Consider the following 26,075-nt stretch of genomic DNA (forward strand, 5'->3'; position numbering starts at 1 on the left):
ATTTAAAGAAAAATGGTACTGGGCATAACACCCAGCACCAAGTTTGTCTACAGTCTGAGGTGAAATACTTGAATTCAAGCATTTCACCTTTTTTGTAAGGATATGTAGAAAAGTCTATAAATAAGGATGCTTCTATAACAATTTGGAATACTTAAAATTAGAGATTTGAACCTTATGTTATAAATACTATCTATCTAACGGGTATCGATAACAGGCGGCTTTTCAAACATTTTAACCAAGATATTGATTTACTCTGAAATCCTATTTCATATATAATACTCAGTTTATCATAGTTCTGCGCTCAGTTCCGAATGGTATTAGTTTACCTTTTGCTTGCTTCGAAAGTAAAGCAATATAGTATCTTTAGCAAGGCAGTATTGATTTGAAGTACACTCCTTTGCTTATTTAGCTTTCTATAGGTCGCATTCAAATATTCCACCTTGTTTGACGACAGATTTCGGCATAATAGGTTTGATGAAAAAGCCTTTAAACACATTTTAAGAGGTCTAAAAATTCAAGTCGTTAAAAAAGTGATAGTGATAATAGATAACACCAATTAAAATGCAAAAAAACTTTATCTTTCTTTCGTTTTTTATGTTTTTTATTCAACCGGAGAAATTGATAAAGCTGGATATTACTACAAATTAGAAATATAAATCTAATCTATCAAATATGGAGGAATGACTATGAAAAAAATATTTGCACTTGCTTTTTGTTTTGTAATGAGTAGCTTTGTTTTGGCGGGCTGCTCGGGAAAAGCGAACCTTTTGAGAAAAAAAGTTTTACGCCGGATACAAAGGTCAACGAAATAAATCTTGATGTGAGGGACAGAGAAATTGAAGTAACACTATCTGACGACGAACAGGTGCATATCCAATATTCTGAAAACAGCAAAGAGTATTATGATATTTCTGTTTCCGATGGAAATGTGCTGACTATGGTAAATGCCAACAACAAAGAATGGACGGATTATATCGGGGGAAAACCCTCTACCAAAGATCGGAAAATCGTATTACAAATGCCGACTACACTTCTGGATACTGTTACGCTATCTACGACAAATGAAGATATATCACTTCCAGTATTGGCTGTTACGGGAAGCATTGATATTTCGACTAACGACGGAAACATCACTTTTGAGAGCTTAGATGTAGGAAATACCTTGACTTTGACCGTTAAAAATGGGGATATTTCTGGCATGATTGGAAGCAGGTATGAGGATTTCGTCATTCAATCAGAAGTCAAAAAAGGTGATAGCAGTTTGCCAAAACATAAAGATATTGGTAAAAAAACACTAAAAGTACTTTGCAATAACGGTGATGTTGATGTTACGTTTGTGGTATAAATAAAAAAATATAAAGACAGGAGAAAAGATAATAATGATAACAAAGAATAAATTTTATTTGAAAATGATATTTACAGCATGTATATGTGCAATTATTTTAACTGGCTGTGGTAGTAAGTATACTGTAGAGGAAAAAAGCTTGGTTGAAAACCAAAAAGAAAATCAAGAAACACTGGAAAATGGAGTAAACAGAACTTCTATGGAAAAAAGTATGGAATTTTCCGATGAAAGCACAGAGAAAATACCAGAAATAGTAGAGGTAGACTGGTCAGAGTATTTTAATGGATTGAATGGAACAGCAGTTATATATGATGCATCCAATAAAAAATATACAATTTATAATCGTGATCTTGCAATTACAAGAAGTTCACCATGTTCGACATTTAAAATTATTTCTTCTTTGATTGCCTTAGAAAACGGAATTATTGAAACGGAAAACTCTACTAAAACATGGAGTGGTGAAATATTTTGGAATGAAGATTGGAATAAAGATATTGATTTTCAAGAAGCTTTTCGTACTTCTTGTGTATGGTATTTCAGACAGGTCATTGATGATATTGGAGAAGATTTAATGCAGAAGGAATTAGATAAGCTCCAATATGGTAATTGTGATATTTCTGATTGGGAGGGACGATTAAATACAAATAATAGTAATAGAGCTTTGACGGGCTTTTGGATTGAATCTTCTTTAATGATTTCACCCAAAGAACAAGTGGAAGTAATGGAGCATATCTTTGGAAAAGAATCGAATTATTCAGAAGAAACACAGAATACATTAAAGCAAGTTATGCTTTTATCAGAGGTTGATAGTACTGACATTTCTATATATGGAAAAACCGGAATGGGAAAAGTCGATGGTATTGTTGTTGACGCTTGGTTTACAGGGGTTGCGGAAAGTAAAACAGGAGATGTGTATTTTTGTGTGCGTCTTGGAAGAACTGATGGTATGAATGTATCCAGCACATTGGCAAAAGAAATAGCAATCGATTTGGTTCAAATAACATTACAATAAATACAAAATGAAATATAGTTAACTAGATAGTGTCTACACGAGTTTATGCCAAAATTGCACACCAATGGCAATGCAATAAATTTGCACTACTGCTAGAAATAATACTGTGCTTTCGCACAAAAACACCTCACTTCACATGTAGATAATCTAATTAAAATCAAATACGAAATGCTAAACCAAAATGCTACAATTACTGCAAGAAGCGACCCCATAATACATAGCATAATTTTCAAAAATTTCTTCATTGTTATAACACTCCTTTTAATGTCCACGTATATCCAGTTCTTCCAATAGAGAATTTCCGCTTCCCCATGAATATAGAATGTAATAACCGCTATCCTTTATTTCTTCCGAAAATTGTAGTGTCTCGTGATCAATCACCTCAATGGACTGCCCTTCCTGAGTTTCCACCAAACATTCCCATTCATTACTTCTGTAACCTGAATAGTAAGCATCCAATTCTTCCAAAGACAAATCACTTCGAATTAAAATTGCTCCGAAATACTGCATTCCATTTCCGTTACCCGTCAGCTTCCCAGCCTGTGACAACGACTCTATCAATTCTGTTTCCTCTGGCAACGGGATTTCACATAATGCCTTTTCCACCTTATAGGCTGTATGGTTATTTATAAGTGGAATTGAAATCACACTGCCTATCAATACAACTGCTGCCAATATTCCAACTAATTTTAATTTTTTCATTCCATCCTCCTTTCTCTTACGCCCGTAAGATTACCATAGAATACCACTATTATCAAATCATTCTTCTGTTGCTATTCACGAATTCGGTATTGGTAGTCTGGTATATGCATAATTCCGTCATTTAAGATTTCATTCCCCAAATATTGAAAGCTACCATCATCAGCAAACTTTACTGTAAGTTCATGGGTTATGACCGCATCATCACAAATGACCATATCACACACCGCATCCACCGTTAATGTCACTGTTCCATCCTCATTTTCTTTGATATCAATAACCTCCGGCAACGAAGTTCCAAAAAAAGTTGGTGCATAGTTAAGGCAGCCTAGTCGTACCCATACATAAGTCTGATTTTTTTCATCAAATACCGCATATTCCTGAATTTGCTCTGCTGTTACCGGAAGATATTCCATGATCAAACTCTCAAATTCTTCTTTTGGTATTCCATTTGGATAATCCTCGGCATCAAACGCTTTCTGATGTTTCATGGCATACAGATATTCATATATTCCATTATAGTCCAGTTTTTCCATATGGTCGGTATCCCAATTCGAGCATAAAAGATTATTTCCCTGATACCCCAGACCTTGTACGCATCGTTCTGACATTTCCCGTTGTTCCTTAGATAATGGCTTTATTCTTACCAGACAGCTTCCGTCAACAATCTCTGTAACCTCCGGCGGTTCCGGAACACATAATTCATAACAAAACCATCCTTTATCCGTATATTTCCACTCCTTTATTCTGGTGTAGGATATATAGGACATTCCCGACTTACCATTCTTATTCCATACGCTTCCTGCACTTACAACATACATATCCGTTCCATCATAAATGTATTTTATTCTACCAATTCCACCATCACTATGTATCTCATAAACTACTACAGAACCACGTTCCCCAGCCGTGCAATTCTCAAGATAAGAATCCACACTTTCATAATTTCCCATATTGGAGTATGTTACCAAAGTGGAAACCGGACATCCCGTTTCCATTAACCTTTTCTGCATTTCCAGAACCGTTTCATCATTCAGAACCACATTTGATGCTGTCCCTTTATCTGCATCCTTATAAATGTCAAAAATAAGTTCCATCATTTTTTTGCAGTCATTCGCAGCTTCTTTTTCCTCCTGTTCATCCACTGGAAGTCCATAGCCCTTTTCCCACTGCTCTGCAGCTTCTTCCTCAGCGCTTTTTGTTTCCTCCGTGGGAGATACTTCTTCCGTATCTTCCGCAAGAGTTTCACCCACAACACTCTTTTCTTTTCCGCAGGCACATACGAAACACCCAATCAGAAATACCATAATCAGTAGAATACTTTTTTTCCTTAATACCATAAAATCATCCTTTCGTTCTTGCTATCGGTGGCAGTTCCAATTCTATTTGCTCTATGGAATTAGAAAGATATCTGAACGTTCCATCTTCAAATGGTTGGACCACAACCGTGTTTCTAAAAGCGAGATCGGAATTATAATCCGGCCATACTCCATCAACGATAAGCGTAATTGTTCCATCCGCATTTTCTGTATAATCAACCACCTCTCCAAAGGGCGGATATGGGCTGGCATAAATCATTTCATATTCATAACTGTTGCTGCCCTCATCATATCCACGATGCTCTCTCAACTGTTCCACCGATACAGGAAAATAGGTGGTCATAATCTTTTCAAATTCCTCTGCCGAAATTTTCCAATCTTCCGTTTTCAAATTTTCACCTGTATAAATCCGATAAATATCTTCATACATACAAGGCATCAGTATGTCCTCCACATTATTACTGTCCCAGTTTGTGACAAGCACGTTGTAATTCACATAGCTTAGTCCCGATATGTATTTTTCCGTCAATTTCCGGCAGTCTTCCGGAAGCGGTTCTATTCTCCAATACTGTCTCAAACTTGCATGTGCAATCACATATTCATATGCATAGATAAAATACCCTTTTTCAGTAAGTTTGATTTCAGCTACATTACTTACCGAAGTTCCCTGTATTTCAGGTACTCCACCTTCCTTCCAACGAACTCCTATATAATAAGTCTGCAGCTTACCTTTCCGATAAATAAAAGTAACTGCTCCAATCAACCCATCTCTATGCACTTCGAATACCGTAACCATCGAGTCCCGTCCATCCAAGTAATCTGAATAGAATGCTTCGATTGCTTCATGATTTTGCATAGCAGTATCTTCTTCAACACTTACCAGACCTCTTTTTCCCAAGGCTTCCACTACGTTCTTTCTCTGTTCGCCAGAAAACTCACTGATACCGGAAGAATAGTTTGCTGCATCTGCAATTACGAAATCCTTATATATTTCGCTGACTGATTCGGCTGCTGACAACACCTTACTTTGTAATTGCTCCTTTTCCTCATCTGAAATAAGGCAATCTTTGGATTGTGGAATGAACCAATATGCTGACTCTGTAGAAGTTTCCGCATCTGCTTCTGTTGTTGCTTCACTGTTTTCGATTTCTACAGGTGGCTCCCATACTTCTTCCGCCACTTTTCGTTCCTCTGTATGCAGTTTTCCCCAACAGATCACCCCGGCTATAACAGCAAACAACAATATCAAAATTGGGAGTCCACACTTTTTAAGCAACCATTTCACATCTTCCATCATTCGCCTCCATATATTTCTTCCCATTCTTCGGCTGTCAAACGAGGGGTATGCCATGTTTCCCTGTAATTATCCTCAGACGGTATAATTCGGTTAGACACATACTGTACGCCTCCATTCTCCAAAGGACGAACTACAACCTCGTGGGCAAATACTTTGGAATCACCCGCATAAGGAAACACCACGTTGGCTGTCAGCGTAAGTGTTCCATCGCTGTTTTTTGTAAATCCAACTACCTCTGAATATGGGTATTCCGGATACTCTACTTCCTCAAATCCTCTCGGTTTATATTCATAGGTTTCATCCTCTGCATAATAGATAGTTTTGGACTGTAATGTTTCACTATCGATATTGAAATATGCCATGATAACGCTTTCAAAGTCATCCTTGGGAATTCGATAAACAGCACCAACTCCTAAATTGTCATCTGCAACATAAGGGGTGTATGTCCCATTTACTTTTGGATAAAGAAGATCATACATATCATAGAAATTCAAATCCCCAAAATCATCCTCGCTCCAATCTACAATGAACATATTATTCTGTTCAAAGCCGATTGGAAGAAGATACTTCCGACTCAACTCTCTGTATGTTTCATCCAAAGGCTGTACCCGTAATGCGGTATGCTCCTCCGCTCCGCTCAATGTCAGTACATATAATTCTTCCGAAAACCAAACTCCTGAAAACATAAGATAACCATCTTCTGTATAATTCCAATACTCCGCCTGATAACTTCCTGTCACCTCTCGTTTCATGTTTCCGTTTTCGTACTTATAATAGCTTCTGACCACATCCACATTTCCGTCTTTTGTTTCCAAATCGTATTTTACAAATCCGCCCAAGTAACTGACCTCAATAATTGTTATTTCAGCCTCTTCCTGCGTATCCACCATTTCACAGAACCACTCTACCTGCTCTGCCTCAGTCATATCAATCTGATTTCTGCTGTCAACAGCCGGATACCCATTTTCTCCAAACCGATTTACAATGCTGCGAATCATTTCCAGATCAGCTATTTTATTTTCCTCTGCTGCCTTTTCATAAAGTTCCAAACAACATTCAATCATCTTTTCGGTTTCTTCTTCATCCTTTTGTCCCGGTAACTGCACCTCACTTATCGTTTCAACAACCGCTGTTTCCTCTTGGGGTGTATCACTACACCCCGAAACACTTACTATCAACATGAAACTAATTGCGGCTAAACCACTCTTCCAAAACCAAGCTGTCTTTTTTAACAACATATCCGCTGCCTCCTCTTCCTTTTACATCTTCCACCATACTGATAATCAATATAGGACGTTCCACCGTTTCTTCTGCTGTAAAAACCGCAAACCAACCTAATTCAGTACCGGAAGTATCATCTTTTGATGCCTTGATTTCTGCTGTACCCGTTTTCCCTGCCAGAACTATGTCATCCCGATGGGCTGCGTACCCTGTTCCATGAGAATCGTTTACAACCTTTTTCGTTCCCTCCAATACCCGACTTGCGGTTTCACTGGAAAACGCTCCTGATATCCAATACTCTGCAGATACCTCGTTCTGATAGACCAGATAAGGTTTTATGATGTTCCCCTCATTACAGAAAGCAGAATAGATACATGCCAAATGTAATGGATTCACTAAAACCTGTCCCTGACCGTAACCGCTGTCTGCCAACTGTATTTCTGTTTCAATACTTTCTGAATTGGAATACTGCGACTTTGCCATTTTAATCTCAAATGGCAGCTCCGCATTAAAGCCAAGCTGTGTCAGGGAACTTTCCATTTCCTCATAACCAATTTTTAATGCTGCCTTTGCAAAATAAATATTATCGGAATAAATCAAAGCGTTCTCTAAAATAACTGGTTCATATGCATGAAGGGTAGTTACATAATAAGACCCCCACGATGCATCTTTTTGCCAGCTTAATCCTACATTACCATAATCTTCATTTGGATCAATTGCTCCTGATTCCAAACCGACCGCAGCCGTAACTGGCTTGAATGTCGAACCGGGACACCAGACTTGCCGGAACCGATTATACATAGGCTTATCCTCGTCATCATTCAATGCTGTCCACTGCTCACTGGACAATCCCATGATAAAATCATTATTGTCATAAGATGGTGTACTGACCAAAGCCAGTACTTCTCCGGTATATGGATTCATGGCTACAGAGCAGCTCTTGTCTTCCTGAAACTGCTCATATAAGGCAATCTGCAAACTGGCATCTATCGTCAGCTTAATGTCCTGACCGTGCTGCACTAAAATACAAGCAAGTTCTTCTTTCTCTTTGCCTTCCGAATTCACAATGTATATCCTGCAGCCGTTTTGCCCTTTCAGTTCCTTTTCAAACAGACCTTCCATTCCGCTTCTGCCAATCACACTGTTAGCTGTATATCCCTCTCCTGCATGTTCTTCTAAATCCTCTGCAGTAACGCTTTGTACATACCCTACCAAATGTGCAGCCGCTTCACCTAAAGGATACTCACGAACTTCAACGTCAGATATCATTACTCCGGGAATTGCCAGCAAACTTTCGTGCCTTTCTTTCTCCTTCAATACATCTTCGTCCGGTTCTACTTTTAGCAGTTCGATTTCTTCCACTCTCGGAATCGTTTTTATTGGAACAAAAGAATCATCTTTTACCCACTGTGCTGACAATTTCTTCTCTATCACTTCCGGCGTGGTTTCCAGTAATTCTGCAATCTTGGCGATTGCTTCCTCCCTGTTCTCCAATTTTCCCGGAACGATTCCAACCGAAGATGCAGTTCCTTTTCCAGCAAGCACTCGTCCATTCCTATCTAGAATTTCTCCCCGGTTTGCCTGTGTCGTTAAAACTCTTACCTTATCAGTAGAAGCTAAATTCGGAAAGATCAGTGAATTATCCCAAACCAACTTATACCCGTCTTCGCCCTCCAGAAAAAATGCTTCATTCTCAAAGCTGATTTCTCCTGCAACCGTATCAAAAGATGTCTGATAAGTTACGGTCAGTTGCTCTTCGTCATATGCGATAATCTCGACCGCCATATTCTGGATTTCAATACCTTCGTAAATAGCTGAATTGCGTTTTATGAAATCCTCCTGACTGACATTGCCAGATGCCTCAATATGGAGCATCTTATACATTTGCTCATACTCCTGTGCCGGGATGTGATTCATGTATTCAACCAGAAGTTCTTCTGGTGTTTTCCACACATCCTCCTTTTTGAACATTTCTGCCACACATACCGCAACAGTAATCGCAGCCATTCCTATAACAGCAATCGCAATCCATAGGAGCCTGCTTTTCTTTCTTTTATGTCTGCTTTTTCCTTTCTTCATATTGACCTCCATTCATTTTGCTTTGCTGATATGGCAAATAACGAGTCAAGCGGCATTCATGCTTGCATGAAATGCCATTTAACGAGTATGACCATTGAGACGATAGTCGAAATGGTCATATTCTATTTTCAATGTTCATTACTCGCTTTCAAAATATTACATTCGTAAGATTTTGGAACAAAAAAATTTTCCTTTTGTTCTGTTCTACTCTTCATCCTTCCTTTTTATTTATTACATGTGTAAGATTTCACATCAAAAAAATATTTTTGAAACCCACTGCACTTGTGTAAATATTACATCAGTAAGATTTATAAGTCAAGTTATCTTTATATAAAAAGGCTCCTGCCAGAAGGTATCACACATTTTCGCAAAAGTGATACCTTTTAGCAAAAGCCTATTATTCAGCAGAGTCTTGCACCACCCCACTGTTTCAATATTCAAATATTTCTTTCAAAAGATCGGAAAACACACATCTCAAACTCTTTGAAATACAATGCTTCCCCGCATTTTCTATATCGTCATATTGATATTATTACTTTACTATCCACATTTACTATCCGCCACACCCTTTGGGAGTGGTAAAAAACAACCTTAGCAAGCACTGCCTGTGTCATGACACAGGCGAAATTCCCCACACTTTCCTATCGTATATGCGTGTGAATTTCCATAGGGAAGTATCCCTAACCCTCTTTTATTTTTTCTTTGATTTTCCTGTGGAATACCTTGACCTTTCCTGCCACTTTTGCTACAATCTGCTGTGGGTAATTACACCCAAAACTGAATAAAACCTGAAACGAACTGTTGTAAAAATCGAACATTTTACAGCAGTTTTTTTGTACCCAAAAGTAAGAAAGGAAGTGGCAGAAATGGCAAAGCGAAACCGCACCAATCCGGTGCAATTTTATCTCAGCGATGATGAGCAGTACATCCTCAACACCAAGTTCAAAGCATCCGGCATGAAGAGTATGTCTGCTTTCCTGCGCAAGCTGATCTTATATGGATATGTGTATGATGTCGATTACAGTTATCTGCGAAATTACAATACAGAACTGGGACGTATCAGCTCCAGTTTAAACCAGATCGCAAAGAGGGTAAACAGCACCGGAAACATTTATCAGGAGGACATAGACGAAGTAAAGGAGTTGATGAATGAGGTATGGCATACACAAAAATCCATGCTATCAAAGCAACCGTTGATAAAGCCATAGAATATATCTGTAACCCAGACAAAACCGATGAACAAATCTATGTTTCGTCTTATGCGTGTGCGCCCGAAACTGCGGCGATTGACTTTAAATATACGCTTGACCATTGCAGGGAAAACAGTCCCAACAAAGCCTATCATCTCATACAGGCTTTTGCTCCGGGCGAGGTCGGTTATGAGGAAGCACACCGCATCGGAAAAGAGCTTGCAGACAAGGTTTTAGAGGGGAAATATTCGTATGTTGTCACCACGCATATTGATAAGGGGCATATACACAACCATATCATCTTCTGTGCGGCTGATAACATCGAATACAATAAATACCATGACTGCACACAGACTTACCACCGCATCCGCCACCTGAGTGATAAACTGTGCAAAGAACACAATCTTTCTGTCATCATTCCCGGTGGTGAACGTGGCAAAAAATACAAGGAATGGCAGTCTGATCAGAATGGTTCAACCTGGAAAACACAGCTCAGGCGGGACATCAATTTCTGTATCAAATCAGCTTCCACTTACGAAGAATTTCTGCTTCTGATGCGGGCAAAAGGTTACGAAATCAAAGGGGAAACTTTTGGAGAAGATGCTGCGAAATATATCTCTTTCCGACCTCTGGACAAGGAGCGTTTTGTGCGTGGCAGTGCTAGGTCTTTAGGGAAAGAATACACAAAGGAACGTATCCGGGAACGCATTGAAAAGAAGCGGGAACGAAAGGCAGTTATCCCGAAAAAGGATTACTCCACCCGCAGGCTCATTGACACCTCGGACGAGAAATTCCAGAACAGTCCCGGACTGCAACAGTGGGCGGCAATCGAGAATCTGAAAATCGCCGCACAAAGCTATAATGAAGCTGGTTCTCTCTCCGATTTGGAGCATAAGATTACTGTAAAAACCGAAGCGGGCAAGTCCGCCAAACAGAGCGTTGTGGAACTGGAACATCGCATGAAAGACCTTGCTGAAATCATCAAATATGCCGAGCAGTACAAAGACAACCGCTCCTATCATATCGCCTACAAGAAAGCCAAGAACCCGGACGCTTATTTTCGCAGATACGAGAGCCAGATCATCCTATATGGCGGTGCAAGACGGGTGCTTGAACAGGCAGGCATCAAGCTAAAAGGATTGAATGTGGATAAGCTGCGAGCCGAATATCAGGCATTGGAAACGCAGAAAAAAGAACTGACCGCTACTTACAAGAGCTGTGAAAAAGAGGTGCGGGATTTGAAGCGGAAACAGGAAAATCTTGACCGGTATCTCGGACGGGCACAAACCGATCCGGTGCAGGAACAATTTAAGAAAAAGAATAATCCTATCTTGTAGCTTGTTAATAATGACACCATGTATTATACTTAATTTATTACCACAAACACTTAGGAGATACTATGGCGAAAACAGACTATAAATCAACTGATGCCTTAATGCGGCATCTTAGAAATAACGGAATTTCCATCTCAGGGACTTCTCAAAAGCAGCAACTGATCAATACAGGATATTTTCATGGTTATAAGGGATACCGCTTTTTTGTATCATCCTCAAACCGCCTTCCATTTACCTCATACAATGAGATCAACGCAACCATACAATATGACACAAAACTAAAGTCTCTTTTATATGGAAAAATGATGTTTATTGAAACTGCCCTTAAAAATATTGCATTAAACACAATTATGACAGAAATAGATTCAAGCAGTGTCTATGATATGTATGATAAAGCAATCAGCAGTTACAAAAATGCTCCGGCTGGAACTCGCGAAGATATAAAAAAGAAATACCAAAATAACAAACTGAATCTCCAAGGTTCCATACAAAATGCCATAGCCGCTGCATACCGCAAAGAAAACCCTAAAATCACCCATTTTTATAATAATGTCAACTATAATGAGGTTCCAATTTGGGCAATTTTCGAAATTCTTACTATGGGCGATTTTGGTTATCTACTTTCCTGTCTGACTATTGATATGCGTGAAAAAGTATCCCGTTCAATCGGCATAAATCTATCCAGTGATACCTATCGGGAATTGCTTTATAAATATGTATATGCCTTAAAGGATCTGAGAAATGCTATTGCCCATAATGATGTAGTATACGATACCCGTTTCAAAAAAATGGATCCATCCAGACCAATGAAACAGTGTCTGATTTTAGAAATGGGAATGCCTTACATAAATTTCAAAACTATTGGTGACTATATTATTCTCATTTGTTATTACTTGAAATTACTGAAAGTTTCTAAAACTGAGATTAAATCATTTATTCGAGAATTTGAAAAGATCACACGAGAATACGAAGCATCCGTAAACCCGAATGTTTCAGCTATTACCATTCATCCCGATTTGTTTTCTCGGCTGGGCATCTTGAAAAATGCCATATAATGCTTGCATATTTCACTTGTATATAGTATATTATAGATAGCAATTGGGGTATGTGTTTGCGGACACATACTTGGAGGAGTCGGAGTAATCCGGCTCCTCTTTAATTTTCAACAAAAAAGATGGTAGCCAAAAGGATATTTCCTAATGACTACCATCTTTTTATTCTGCCGCTTCTAACACTAATTCTGCAAATTCTTTATCATTCATGCCTTCTAATTTTTCTAATACCTGCCCGGCAATATCTTCCATATCGCTGTCCTTTATGTGCGGCATTACCCGTCTGATTTCTTCCATCATCTTCATTCTGTTCTGTGTCTCAAAAACACACATGAAATTGATTTCTTCTACTGTGAATTTATTCATCATCCTACATCTCCCTATGTGAATTTTTTGATTTTTCCAGTTCCTTCGTATCCTTATTGTTTCCCTGTGCCGCTTCCTTCTGCTTGGCTGCCAATCTCTCCTTTAAGGAAGAACGTGCTTCCGGCTTTTCCTGCTGTTCTTTCTTTTCTTCTTCACGATTGAATTTTTCCACTCCATTGTTGAGCCTCTCATCAATCATGTTATAATTCTGCTCCTCCAGTTCCTCAATCTTAGCAAGCGGCTTGTACTCTGCCAATTTCACAAGCAGTTCCTTTGCCTGTCTCTCACTGTCCTCGTCTATCCCCTCGTCAATAGATGCCTGTAAGAAAATACTTAGAGGTTTCACATTTCCAGTTCTTATATCATCAGCAATCATTTGTATCTGTGATTCTCTGTCTGATACCGAATCTCTATATCCATATGTATCAATCTCATAAGATAGCTGATCAAGTTCTGCCGCAAGTGCCTGTATTTTCTGCTCTTTTGTTTCCCGGTCATTGACCTCTTTCTCCGGAAAGGCTGCAATCAATTTCTTTAGTGCATCCTGCACTTTCGGAGTGTCCCGAAGCTCCGGTGTGTAATTCAGGAAATCAACATCAATACATTTTCCACTCAAAATGTCCGCCTGCTCATCTTCCCATTCTTCTGTTCCCTCGATGTGCATATTCACACCAAGCGAATGGATACCGTTCATCCGGGACGGATCAATGGCTTGATAAATCTGAATGGCTTCCTCAATCGTTTCTATCCCCTCATGATATTCTCCAATATTGTGAAATTCGCCACATTCTGCCACTGTAAATGTCACATGGACGGTCTCCGGCTCAATAACAGGTTCATTTGCCAGTTCCGTCTGCTCTGTCGGTTCCTGTTCCCGCCCTTGTGTTACAAGCTGTGTATTGACCTGTTCCTGCTGTGCCTTCTCCTGCAGATAGGTTTCCACTTCTGGCAGATAAGTCTCCAATGTTCCGGTTCTGCTCTCTGTAATCGGGTTAATATCTACCTGTATGCCTGCAATATAAATGCTGTCCTCATGGAGCATATTAAAAAGGTCATCTTCTCTGGTGGAGCCTGTGTATTCCACAACCACATCCAAATCCGAATTTTCCTGCTCAATACCTCTGCATCGGCTCCCGACTACCACTACATCCACGATTTTCGCATCCAGACCGTATTCATCAATCTGCGACTGCACATAAGCATACACTGTTTTTTCTATATCGTCCGCACTCTGTCCGTCCAGACTATGAAACAATTCTTCTGTCTTTGCCCGGAAATCTGCAACCACATCCGGATTGTTCTCTCTGAATTCTGCCTGCTTTGCTTCCAAATCTGTCTGTTCCACTTCCTCGGCTTTCTCCGAAAGTTCCTCAAAATCAACAATCTCTGCTTCGGAACCTGCATACACCTCGCCCTGCAAAAATTCATCACGATAATACTGCTCTGTGACCGCTGAAAACCTCGGTTCTTTCAAATCCGCAATCACCATATCCATTGCACGCTGAATCGTAATATCCGGGTTATCGTAGACACCGCCATCCAGTAAATGATACTGCTCATTCAGAATGGAGTAATCGTATCCCTCATCACATTCATGCATCAGGATATAACGGTCTGCGATATGAACCGCAAGCTCCGTCTCTATCTCATTTTCCTTGCCCTCCAGTGTCAGCATGAACTTCGGCAGTTCTGTAAATCCAAAAGAATCTACAAAGTGTGCGCTGTTTTCCCCGTTCTCATGTAATACCACAATATCGCTGACCGACAGTGAATGTGCCTTGTAGTCTGCCGGATGGTCAATATTAAGCTTTTTATAGATTGCTTCCAGTGTTTCCGATTGCGTCCGTCCCTGCAATTCTGACAATTCGCCCAAATACACCAGTTTATAATTTTCCGGCAATACCGCATCAAAATTGTCTTTGGTTATTCCCATACGCTTCAGGCTTTCCGTTCCCTCAAAGCGGAACTTGTCCAGTTCGGGATTATCCTTTAACTGGTAAATACCGTATTTATCGGTATTTCCATATAAAAGTAGTGCTTCCCTGTTGGAATTACTCTCTGTAAGTTCTTCCTGCATCATGAGAAGTTTCCGTTCATTCTGCCAGTCCCCTTTTTCTATTCCGCACATTCCATCATGCTCTAAAATCTGTTTTCTATCAGCTACAGTACTCTCGGAACCATCCGTATGCAAAAGATACACAGGCAAGTCATGGTCAAATAGTTCCAATGCCCTTTCCTGTGTTAGTGGAAGCATTTCAATCCATGTATAGCCATACTCCTGCATTTCAGATATTCCGACCATGCTATCCGGAAGTGCGTCGATTTCTGCTTGTGCATCTATCATTGCTAATGCAACATCCTGATTTCCATCCACTTCCTGTGCATAGATATGTTCTGCAAGCTCCCTTGTTTTCTCCATATCCCCCAGCTTATACGCATAATTCACAATCAGATTTCTTTCATCATCGGAAAAGGCAGGCTGTCCATGCTCCAACCGGTTAATGATATGCTCTGCCTGTTGCATGACAGACAATTCCTCCGCATCCGTCAGACCTGCATCAAAATCGTATTCATAATCCCAAAAGTCCGTCATATTTCCATTTAATTCCTTACTACTGGACGCAAGTAATGTGATTTCCGCTCCCTGTTTTTCCATATATGAAAGGTAATTGCCATCCCATTCTTTTTCATCAAGAGAAGCCATATCTTTAAGCATTTTTCCGACATCATCCCTTAACATATTTGTGATTTTCAAAACCTCCCATTCGCTTTCAAAAATGGAAGCGAACTTAACAACCACATCATCGGCATTGATCGGCTCCATTGCCTTATCATAGACCGCCTTTCTCTCCTTCATATCAATCAGCTCATCTGTATCCGTGTTATAACGCACATCCAGATGATACTCTCCGTACTCTCTGGAATCCTGATTGCCGATTTCCGTTGTCCATGCACCCCTGCTTTCCAAATATGCCTGTATGCTCAACTTGTCATCGTCTGTCATTTCTGACAATGCCTGCATCAGTTCTGGTCTGTCCATGCCATATACATCAAGCAGACTGAACTCTGAAAGGTCAGTATTCTGTATGAGGAGAATACTTTCCTTTGTCTGTTCCTGTGATACTTCCCTGTTCCTTTGTAATTCCTGTAATTGTTCCTCTATCCCGGTAATCAACTCCGAAGCTGTCCTGCGTATCGTATCCATGGAAGATCTAAGTTCTTTGGTATCTCTTCCGCTGCTCCAACCTGCAATATACCCAAAAGAATAATCAGAGGTATCTATACCAAAATGCTGACATACTGTATAAGCTATGCTCTCAGCTTCCACTTCTTTGGTATTGCGGTCTTTTTTCATCTGCTCATCCTGCTCCACTTCCTTGCTATGCAGCTTGGAGTGAACCACCTCATGGATCATTGTCTTTAAGGTCTGGCTCTCGCTCATGTTTTCCTGTACCGCAATCCGCTTTGCTTCCCTATCATAATAGCCTTTGGAATCTCCGGCTATCTCCTCCAGTTCAATCGGTACTGGTGAAATGGCTTCTACTGCACGAATCATATCCTGATACCCTTCCACATCTGAAAGAAGCTCCTTTGCCGCAAGTTCCGGTATCGGCTTTCCGTCTGTCTGTGCCACATCAAAAACGGATACTGCCCGGAATGCCGGAATTGTTATCTCGACTTCCTCTTTCTGCGGATTTCCGTCCTTATCAAGCAACAACTCTTGTGTAACCGGATCAATCTTATCCCGTTCCTCTTTGATTTTATAGGGTGCAGGTGCAAGGATACGGATTGCCTTTTCCCCTTTATTTACATGACGCTCAAAATTCTTCTGCCAAGCCTTGTATCCGGCCACTAACGTAGCGTCAGGCTTTTGCATCGCAATTAAGAGCGTGTTGTTAAAACTGTAATTATGAAATTTTGACATCGTTCTAAGATAATTGCAGTAACTGTCACTGTTGAATAAATCCTGCAATCCCTGCTCCAGTTTATCCGTAAGCTCCTGCACACGCTGTTTTTCTGTATTATTTTCTGCCATAAATGACCTCCATTTTGTACGATAAAAGGCAGCCACCACTGACTGCCTTTACATCAACTGCTATAACATTTTTAATAATCCTGCTTTTATTCCCAACCCGAATAGTGCTGACAGGTTGGGAATAAAGTTGGGAATAAAACTTTTTTTATAAAATCTGATCTTTCCCCTTTGCCTTATCCACTGCATCCCTTCCTGCAGGTGTCCCGGACACCCTTGCCTTCATTGCTGCGAGTTTTTCTTGCAATGAAGTCCGTTCTGCAGGTCGGTCTGCAAGTCTGCGTTCTCCTTCTGGTGCTGCTTTTTCCAAATTGCTCTGCTTGATTGGCATATCCGCAACCACTTCCTCCCGGTTATCCACTTTTTTCACATCTTCCTGTGGTTTTTCCGGTTCCGTGGCTTCGTCATCCATGCCAATCGCATCATCGCCCTTTTCATCCATGTTGAGTAAAGAATTAAGCTCTGCCAGACGCTCCAGTTTCTCGGCAAGTTCTGCTTCCTGTGGAAATGGCTTGTCTACCTCTGCTTTTGCTGTTTCAAGCTGATGTTTCACATTGGATAGCTTCATCTGTGCTTCCTCAAGCTGTGAAGGCATGGCTTCCAGTACATTGTTGATTCTTGTGATATTTCCAAGCGGATCAGAGCCGACTTCCATCGGGTGGCTCATGGCTCCTTTGACATTCATCACAAATTTATTGTTAAAAGAATCAAAGGTTACATTCAGCTTAAATCCAAGATATTCACCTACATCCGCACTGGCATTGATGCCTTTAATCTCCTTACACATGGCTATGATTGCAGTTCCAGCTTCCTTTTTGTCGGTGTATGATTTTCCACCCACCTGCATAAAGAACTGCTCCTTATCCTCCGGCTTATTTTTCGCATATTTATTCATATCAGCGGTAAAGCCTTCGATACGCTCCTTGAAAATGGCGATCTGATGCGGATAATGTTGTGTGATGTTATCCTCCAGCCTGTACTTCTGACTGGTATGGTTTGCCTTCATCAGTTTCAGCTTTGATACCTGAATATCGAGATCCATTTTTTCTTTTATGTAGGGATTGCCTGTGGCAAGTGCCTTGACCTCCGCATAGGAAAGTGCCGCTTCATCCACATCCTCACAGCTTCGTACCGGAGATTTACTGGTCATAATCTGTCCGATGAATTTCTGCTTATTCTCAATGAGCTGCCACGAGTAACTGTCAAATGTACCTTCCGTAACATAACGAAATATCTTGACCTTATCATTCTGGTTGCCCTGTCGTAAGATTCTTCCCTCCTGCTGTTCAATGTCAGAAGGTCTCCAAGGCACATCCAAATGATGCAATGCAATCAGTCTGTCCTGCACATTCGTACCGGCTCCCATTTTGGCGGTGGAACCTAATAAAAAACGAACCTGTCCGCTTCTTACTTTTGCAAACAGCTCCGCTTTTCTGAGTTCTGTATTGGCATCATGGATAAATGCTATCTCATTCTCCGGCACTCCTTTTTCCATGAGCTTATTTTTTATATCCTCATACACATTGAAAGTGCCATCGCCCTTCGGTGTCGATAAATCACAGAAAATCAACTGTGCTGACTTCTGCTCTTTGGTATTTTCCCATATCTTATAGGCTTTCTCCACACAGGTTGACGCTTTGGAATTTTCCTCATCTGGAAGCATATCATTGAGCAGCCTCTGGTCAAGTGCCAGCTTTCTTCCGTCATTGGTAATCTTTAACATGTTGTCCTCGTAAGGCTGTACCTGCCTGTCCCGGACTGCTTCGGCACGTTCCGCAAGTGACGCTACCATGTCTTTCTGGAACTCACTCGGCTTTAGAACCACATTTTCATATTCTGCTTCCGGCACAGGAAGTTTTAACATATCCGGTGTCTGAATGTCCGCACTCTCCTTGAAAAGTGCAATCAGCTCCGGCAGATTGAAAAACTTCGCAAATCTTGTCTTTGCCCGGTATCCGGTTCCTTCCGGTGCAAGCTCTATGGCTGTCTGTGTTTCTCCAAAAGAAGCCGCCCATGCGTCAAAATGTCCCAGTCCCAGCTTTTGGAGCGTTCCATACTGAAGATAACGCATATTCGTGTAAAGCTCCGTCATGCTGTTGGAAATTGGCGTTCCGGTCGCAAAAGTTACACCCTTGCCGCCCGTGATTTCATCAAGATACTGGCACTTGGCAAACATATCAGATGACTTCTGTGCTTCTGTCTGTGCGATACCTGCCACATTCCTCATTTTCGTATAAAGGAACAGGTTCTTGTAATTGTGGCTCTCATCCACAAACAGCCTGTCTACACCCAACTGCTCAAAAGTCACGACATTATCCTTACGGCTCTGGTCATTTAACTTGTCAAGCCGCACCTGCAATGCTTTCCTCGATTTTTCCATCTGCTTAATGGTATAACGCTCCCCGTTGTCTCTTTTTGCCTGATCAATAGCAAGCTCAATCTCATCAATCTGTTTTTCGATTGTGGCTGCCTGTCTTTCCTGTGATAACGGGATTTTTTCAAACTGACTATGCCCGATAATAACGGCATCATAATCACCTGTTGCAATACGGGAACAAAATTTCTTACGGTTGGCGGGTTCAAAATCCTTTTTCGTTGCCGCAAGGATATTTGCTCCTGGATATAACCGTAAGAAATCACTTGCCCATTGTTCAGTCAGGTGGTTCGGCACCACGAATAATGACTTTTGGCATAGTCCCAGACGCTTGCTTTCCATTGCCGCCGCTGTCATTTCAAAGGTCTTTCCGGCACCAACGCAGTGTGCAAGCAGGGTATTATCCCCATACAGCACATGGGCAACCGCATTTTTCTGATGCGGCTTTAATTCAATATCCGGTGTCATACCCGGAAATTTCAGATGTGAACCGTCATATTCTCTTGGTCTGGTGGAATTGAAAAGCTCATTATATTTTGCCACAAGTGTCTGCCTGCGCTCCGGATCACGGAATACCCAGTCCTTAAATGCTTCCCTTATCGCTTCCTGCTTCTGGCTTGCAATCATGGTTTCCTTTTTATTAAGAACTCTTTTTTCCTTTCCATCTTCCTCAATGGTATCATAAACTCTTGTGTCTTTCAGATTTAAGGAATCTTCCAGTATCTTATAGGCATTTACCCGGCTTGTACCATAGGTCATGTTGACAAGCGTATTTCCAAAATCAGCGTTTTTCCCTTTAATGTTCCACTCTCCGGTCACACCCGAAAACTGCACCCCAATCGTATCTCTGCGGAATAAATGCTCCGGTGTCTGGAACGTATCACGCATGAAATCATTGATATATTTTGGATCAATCCATGTGGCACCAATACGCACCTCAATCTCCGATGCGTCCAGCTCCCTCGGCTGTACCTGCGTAAGAGCCTGCACATTTGGAGCATATTCCGGATGATTTTCTGCATAGGTTGCTGCAATGGCAAGTTTCTCACGCACATTTCCGCTGAGATACTGGTCTGCTGTCTCCCAGACATCGGTAAGCGGGTTCTGAAAAATAACACCACGAAGCTCCTCAATCAGCGTATCCTTGTCCTTTTCAGTCAGCTCTGCCATATAATCAAGGTCGATTTTAGCTTTCTCTGCTAAAGATACTGCCAATGCTTCACTTGCAGTATCCACACTTGTGACCACCTCTGCCCTTTTAATGGTACGCTTCGTGAACATATCCGCTTTGCCCTTGAAATTGCCCTCATCATCAAGTTTTTCCAAAGAACACAACAGGCAATAACTGCTGTCCTGATTAAAGGCTCTCTTATTCGTCTGCGAATTGATCAGACCATATTTTTTCGAGAAAGAATCGTATAATGTGTTTAATTCCGCCTGTTTTCCCTTGATTGCCGCATCGGAATATTCCTCAAGCTGCATATCAATCAGCTCCTGCGTACAGTTACGGATTGCCACCATTCCCTTGATACGCTCTTTTGCGGTGTCTGATACTTCCACAGGCTTCATAACCGAGTTTTCACGGTAATATACCTCATTTTCAACTACGGTATAGCTGAAATTCTTGACGGACGGATCAGCCGGAATACTCTGCCTGCTCATGTCATCCGCAAGCTCCTCATCCAGATCAATCGTATCAATCTGTCCTGTAATATTTTCAAGTGCTTTTGCTAACTGCTCCGCAAAAGGTCTGCTGTCATCTGCCCTGCAGGTGCTTTCCACGCCATAAGGACCGGATACCATTTCCATCTTTCCTACGATCTGCTCCGGATGCTGTGCAAAGTAAGCGTTCATTGCAATGCCATCTGCATCCTCTCCCAGATGTACCCAGTCCGGCTCACGCTCTACCATGCGGTCACGCTTCTGGAAAAATAAAATATCCGAAGTGACCTCGGTTCCTGCATTTGCCTTAAATGCGGTGTTCGGAAGTCGGACTGCACCTAGCAGATCAGCTCTTTGTGCAAGGTATCTTCTGACCTCCGGACTTGCCTTGTCCATGGTTCCCTTGCTTGTGATAAAAGCAACCACACCACCGGGACGCACTTTATCCAACGTCTTTGCAAAGAAATAATCGTGTATCAGGAAATTGTTTTTATCATACTGCTTATCTGCCACCTTATACTGACCAAAAGGCACATTTCCGATTGCAACATCAAAGAAATCATTCGGATAATCGGTCTTTTCAAAGCCTTTGATCTGCACATCTGCCTGCGGATAAAGCTGCTTTGCAATGCGTCCGGTAATGCTGTCAAGCTCCACTCCGTAAAGCCTGCTCTCTTTCATGGAATCCGGCATCATACCGAAAAAGTTGCCGATACCCATGGAAGGCTCCAGTACATTTCCTTTGGAAAATCCCATTTTCTCCAATGTTTCATACATCTGGCGGATAATAACCGGACTTGTATAATGGGCATTCAAGGTACTCTCCCTTGCCATGCGGTACTCCTCCGGCGATAACAGTTCCTTTAACTGGTGATATTCTGCTGACCAGTTTGATTTGCTCTCGTCAAACGCATCGGCAAGACCACCCCAGCCGACATACTGGGATAAAATCTGCTGTTCTTCCGGTGTAGCATAACGGTTTTCGCCCTCAATCTGCTCCAACAACTTAATTGCCGCAACATTTCTCTGGAATTTTTCTTTTGGAGAACCTTCGCCCAATCGGTCATCGCTGATATGGAAATTGACAGCGTTACTTTTATCCGGTGCAGCCACATTTATTTCCTGTACAGTCTTATTCTCCTCTGCCGAAGGTGTAAGCGGCTCCCATTCTCCGGTAAGCACCTGTGACAGCATTTCCTCTGTCTTTCGGTCTGCTTCTCCATTCTCCAGACGCTCACGGGCAAACTGCGTATCTATACTGTCCAGTTCATCTTCAGTCTGTTCTGTAACAACATTCTGTTCCTTTTCATCAGGAAACTCCGCTTCTGCTTTCCTGCCACTTTCTGCAAGCTCATTGCCCCAGTCCATTGCTTCCTGCAAAGTCGAAAATGTCTCCAATGCCGGACGGGTGGTGTCTGCCGTATCATAAATAGCATATCCGTCCACTTCCTTATCAATCCAAAGGAATACTCCCTCTGATAAGGTGGCACTCCACTGTGTCGGATTCCCATATTCATCATCAGCATCATGTACCACATGCCAGAATAATTTCTGCGATTCCTCTTGTGAAAATTCTTGTTGTGGCTCAGTTTCATCCGGCTCAGCGATACCATCCGTCCCATCAAAGCGTGAAAACACTTCTGCTTCGTGCCTGTCAATATCTTCCTCTGCCAAAGCATTGATATAATCATCTTCTACCTCGCCACGCTCCGGCTTATGGTCGTATTCAAAGGATTTCCCATTGACCTGTGCATAATAAAAACTGCTGTCCTCAATGTCATTTCCAAGCAGATATTTCTCTTTTTCACTGCCCCACTCATCAACCAGAACACACTCATATCCATCAATCGTGATCTTTTGCTGTGCTTCCTTTTCTTTTTCCCGAATCACATTGATATATCTTCTCGCCTGATTGGTAAATCCGTCCAGCACTGCCGGATGTGAGCTTAGAATCAGATCGTTGTTCTCCCACTCATTTTCCGCAACAATGTCCTTTGCCCAGTCCTTATTGTTCCGTGAAAAACGACCATCATAATCAAAATGCGTAACCGTATTTGCAAGAACAAATTCCACACAGTCAATGCCATATTTATCTATGATCTCATCTGCGGTATTCCTCGGAAGAACAAAACCATTGAATTTCTCAGCAATCAGTGCATCAATGTCTTTCTTACACTCTAACCGCTGTCCATGCTCCAGACGAGAAAGCTCACGCTGTCTTGCTTTTTCTGCCTGTTCTTCCTTGTAAGCCTTATAGTTTTCCTTTCCCTGTGGAGATAAGTATTTGTCCTCTTTGATCAGCTCACGAAGCCTTTTCTCTACAACATTCCAGTTCAGAAGCACTTTTGCATACGGATTGCCATAACTGCCTTTCTCCAGACGGATACCTTTTCCATCATGTTCATTATGGGAATCATCATTACCCGGCAGTCCGCCGGAACCACCACCAATGCCATATTCTTTTTTCAGAAAGGCTACCGCTTCCTTCTGGTCATGTCCTTCCATGAAATACTCATAGATGCGGAAAGCTCCATGCTCATAGCCGCTTCCCCTGCCTAGTGCATAGTCAATCTCATCCTGTGTAATAAAATCTTCCTGTGCTACTTCCACAGTATCTGGCAATGGAAATTCCAGCCTTTCTCTGTCAAGGTCTGCTATCTCCGATAACAGATATTCCGGTGATTTCACATGCCGCCATTTTAATTCGGCTTCACCCGATGCAAGACGTTCCGCCGCATCTTCCAAAATATTTTTAAGCTGCTCCCTGCCCTCATGGGTAGAAAGAAGTTCCATGAGTTTTGCTTCACTCTCCGGATAGTTTCCGGCTTTTAATCCAAGCTCCTCCGGCATTTCATCCATGCCATCCCGCAGAAAGAAATAGATCTGGTTGGCAACACGGTTCCGCTCCTGTGTATCCACAAGAAATGCTTCACTGGCACTCATATAAGTACCATTTTCGATCATAGAACGGATATGGCTCTCCACATCTTCCCAATCCATCGTGACAATCGGCGTTTCCCTTGCCTGTGTTCCATAGCCGACACTCATACCATGCTCATCGAACCACACTGATACGGGATTTCCATTGATTTCAAAACCTTTTCCGGTCTGTCCGTACTCATTTTTCAGAAAATCCACCATCTGCTCGGCATTTCTGCCCTCTGTGTACTTTGCAAAGATACGCTTTCTGCTGTGCTGTTTTCCTCCGCCACTGCGAAGAATGGTTTCAAGCTCATTCTGTGGCAAAGAAAAAGCAGCGGGCATGGTATATTTCATACTTGCTTCCGCTGCTGCGACTGTTCCGACCTGCTCCTCAAAAGAAGGAAACAGGCTGAGTTGTGTAAAGGTGGGTTCCGGTGCTTCTCCCCGGAGAAGATCATCGGTGTCTGTTACAGACTGTAAACCAGTTCTCCCAGAACCACTTCCTCTGCTCGGTTCCGAATGCTGTTCATCTTCGCTACCCAGAGCATCTGATCGGCTTCCTTGAGTTGTTCGGTCACTCCCTCGGTTGCCGCCATCTGGCTCGTCAGCTTCTCCATTCTCTCCTCTGCCTGCTTCTGGATCGTCAGCAGGTGTTCTTTCAATGTTCCTTTCAGAAGAAACGCTGAGTACACGCCCCTGTGGTTCTCCTTCAGATAAGTCTCCCTCATCATTCCGTACTTCGTTACCGTTCCCTCCGGCTGAATGTCCGCCTGTAATGTCGGAATCAGATAATCCCCGTTCTTTTCGTATGTCAGATTCATCGCTATTGCCCCTTTCTACGCTGTTTTGATTGTTGTCAATATATTCCTCATGTCCGCTCTCGCTTTCACGCTTTAACGCATTGTAGTCTATTTCAGAAGTATTTGCAAGTCCTTTCTGCGTTAAATTTTCTGTTTGTTCCTTTTCGTAGCTTCTGTTATATGCCCTTATGGTTCTTCCAATCTCTAAAAGTACCGGTTTTGCAAGCTCATTGGCTGCATCTCCAAGTACTGCTAGGGTATCCATGGAATTAAATTCATGGATAAAATCGAAAGAAAATTCCGAACCATACTCCTGCATATCTGCACCACAGGCAGATAAAAGTGTAAAGGAAATGCTGTCCGATAATGTCTCCCTCAAGCGGATACCGACATTCTGCTCGTCCAGTCCTTCTAAAAAACTGCCCTCGATCATGTACTGCAAATCCGGCAACAATTCCTCATAATAATCTGCCGCAATCCTCTCAGCTATCTCCATAAGTCTTTCTTCAAACAGCTTCTTATCATCGGTAGCACCATAAGTCTGCTCCAGACGCTTAATTACATCTTCCTTATGTTCCTCATGTAATTCCCAGAGTTCCGGATACCGTCCGATTCTCCTTGCCGCATGGACATCTGAAACATCAAATACATATTTCAGACGCTTTCCATGTGCATCATCCTCGTCCAAAAGTGCGATACCCTTTGCCCCTTTGTTTACCCAGCAGTGCATACGCTCATTCCACAACTCTATGGAAGCACACGCTGTTGCGTCCGGTCTTTGTGCATAGATTAAAAGCTGTTCCCGGAACGGATACTTGTATAATCTCGCCGCTGTAGTAAGGTATTTCATCCATTCCTCACGATTTTTGACAACCTCGGCTGCTGTCTCTTTTGCCAGAGCCGATATAAAATCATATTTTCTCACACAGTTCTCCTTCCTGTCATAGATACGACAAAAAGGCAGCCACATACACTACATGACTGCCTTTCCTTTATTTCCCGTTACATTCCTATTCTGTTGTACCAAAGCTGAAAGTCTTACTCTCAGCCGCTTTCTTAGGCGTAAACCTTGCCTTAACTTCCGCAACCCTCCCCTCTAACGCCTGAAACATCACATCTACCTGTTCCTGTGTATATTCGTAGGAACCTCGATTTGCAAGATTCTCCAGTCTGCCAATAGCATCAACCGCCTTATTCATGCGGTACTCGCCAATACGGATAAACTTCTCCGCCTTTGTCTCATTTTCCTTTGCTGCAGGTTCACCCTGCATTTCCTCTGTAGTCATTGTTACATTTGTTTCTTCCATGTGATTTCCCTCCATTTTTGATAAAAAAAGAGAGCGTACAGTTTTCCCATACGCTCTAACGCT

At 41.8% G+C, this 26,075-nt stretch carries 15 protein-coding genes; 5 read left to right on the forward strand and 10 right to left on the reverse strand.

Annotated elements, in window-relative coordinates; all coding sequences use genetic code 11:
- Window positions 1-808 precede the first annotated feature (808 nt).
- Both DW931_RS15465 and DW931_RS15470 read left to right on the forward strand, forming a co-directional pair.
- Window positions 809-1,345, forward strand: a complete 537-nt coding sequence (locus tag DW931_RS15465; RefSeq protein ID WP_279217561.1) for a DUF4097 family beta strand repeat-containing protein — start codon at window positions 809-811, stop codon at window positions 1,343-1,345.
- A 34-nt stretch (window positions 1,346-1,379) separates the two neighbouring features.
- Complete coding sequence (locus tag DW931_RS15470; protein WP_002593573.1) at window positions 1,380-2,357, forward strand: penicillin-binding transpeptidase domain-containing protein; 978 nt, start codon at window positions 1,380-1,382, stop codon at window positions 2,355-2,357.
- 261 nt (window positions 2,358-2,618) lie between these two features.
- On the opposite strand, the gene DW931_RS15475 is transcribed toward DW931_RS15470, so the two are convergent.
- From DW931_RS15475 to DW931_RS15495, 5 genes are all read right to left on the reverse strand, one after another.
- Window positions 2,619-3,059 (reverse strand): hypothetical protein, encoded by a 441-nt coding sequence (locus DW931_RS15475; protein WP_002593570.1) that lies wholly within the window; start codon window positions 3,057-3,059, stop codon window positions 2,619-2,621.
- A gap of 71 nt (window positions 3,060-3,130) precedes the next feature.
- Complete coding sequence (locus DW931_RS15480; RefSeq protein WP_347559453.1) at window positions 3,131-4,363, reverse strand: DUF6070 family protein; 1,233 nt, start codon at window positions 4,361-4,363, stop codon at window positions 3,131-3,133.
- 37 nt (window positions 4,364-4,400) lie between these two features.
- A complete protein-coding gene (locus tag DW931_RS15485) occupies window positions 4,401-5,669 on the reverse strand; it encodes a DUF6070 family protein (RefSeq protein WP_002593568.1) in 1,269 nt (422 codons plus the stop codon).
- Complete coding sequence (locus tag DW931_RS15490; protein ID WP_002593567.1) at window positions 5,669-6,910, reverse strand: DUF6070 family protein; 1,242 nt, start codon at window positions 6,908-6,910, stop codon at window positions 5,669-5,671. Before DW931_RS15490 ends, DW931_RS15485 begins: the two co-directional genes overlap by 1 nt.
- Window positions 6,858-8,900 (reverse strand): penicillin-binding transpeptidase domain-containing protein, encoded by a 2,043-nt coding sequence (locus DW931_RS15495; RefSeq protein ID WP_347474646.1) that lies wholly within the window; start codon window positions 8,898-8,900, stop codon window positions 6,858-6,860. Before DW931_RS15495 ends, DW931_RS15490 begins: the two co-directional genes overlap by 53 nt.
- A 938-nt stretch (window positions 8,901-9,838) precedes the next feature.
- On the opposite strand from DW931_RS15495, the gene DW931_RS15500 reads away from it, so the two are divergent.
- From DW931_RS15500 to DW931_RS15510, 3 genes are all read left to right on the forward strand, one after another.
- Complete coding sequence (locus DW931_RS15500) at window positions 9,839-10,180, forward strand: MobC family plasmid mobilization relaxosome protein (RefSeq protein ID WP_002593565.1); 342 nt, start codon at window positions 9,839-9,841, stop codon at window positions 10,178-10,180.
- A complete protein-coding gene (locus DW931_RS15505; RefSeq protein WP_118300873.1) occupies window positions 10,129-11,499 on the forward strand; it encodes a relaxase/mobilization nuclease domain-containing protein in 1,371 nt (456 codons plus the stop codon). Before DW931_RS15500 ends, DW931_RS15505 begins: the two co-directional genes overlap by 52 nt.
- Before the next feature lie 62 nt (window positions 11,500-11,561).
- Entirely contained in the window at window positions 11,562-12,551 is a 990-nt protein-coding gene (locus tag DW931_RS15510; protein ID WP_002594212.1) for an Abi family protein, read from the forward strand.
- A 159-nt stretch (window positions 12,552-12,710) separates the two neighbouring features.
- Here the strand turns inward: DW931_RS15510 and DW931_RS15515 are convergent, their stop codons facing one another.
- From DW931_RS15515 to DW931_RS15530, 5 genes are all read right to left on the reverse strand, one after another.
- Window positions 12,711-12,914, reverse strand: a complete 204-nt coding sequence (locus DW931_RS15515) for a transposon-transfer assisting family protein (RefSeq protein WP_038292535.1) — start codon at window positions 12,912-12,914, stop codon at window positions 12,711-12,713.
- Between the two features lie 4 nt (window positions 12,915-12,918).
- On the reverse strand, window positions 12,919-16,950 hold the full coding sequence (locus tag DW931_RS15520; protein WP_002594214.1) for a YodL domain-containing protein: 4,032 nt from the start codon (window positions 16,948-16,950) through the stop codon (window positions 12,919-12,921).
- A gap of 145 nt (window positions 16,951-17,095) precedes the next feature.
- On the reverse strand, window positions 17,096-24,259 hold the full coding sequence (locus DW931_RS15525; RefSeq protein WP_340277960.1) for a DUF3849 domain-containing protein: 7,164 nt from the start codon (window positions 24,257-24,259) through the stop codon (window positions 17,096-17,098).
- A 113-nt stretch (window positions 24,260-24,372) separates the two neighbouring features.
- On the reverse strand, window positions 24,373-24,726 hold the full coding sequence (locus tag DW931_RS16340; protein WP_080633520.1) for a TnpV protein: 354 nt from the start codon (window positions 24,724-24,726) through the stop codon (window positions 24,373-24,375).
- Window positions 24,727-25,715: 989 nt separating this feature from the next.
- Window positions 25,716-26,012, reverse strand: a complete 297-nt coding sequence (locus DW931_RS15530; RefSeq protein ID WP_002594221.1) for a hypothetical protein — start codon at window positions 26,010-26,012, stop codon at window positions 25,716-25,718.
- Window positions 26,013-26,075: the final 63 nt, after the last annotated feature.

Origin of the sequence: Clostridium sp. AM43-3BH (assembly GCF_003479985.1) — a bacterium.
Taxonomy (GTDB): domain Bacteria; phylum Bacillota; class Clostridia; order Lachnospirales; family Lachnospiraceae; genus Otoolea; species Otoolea fessa.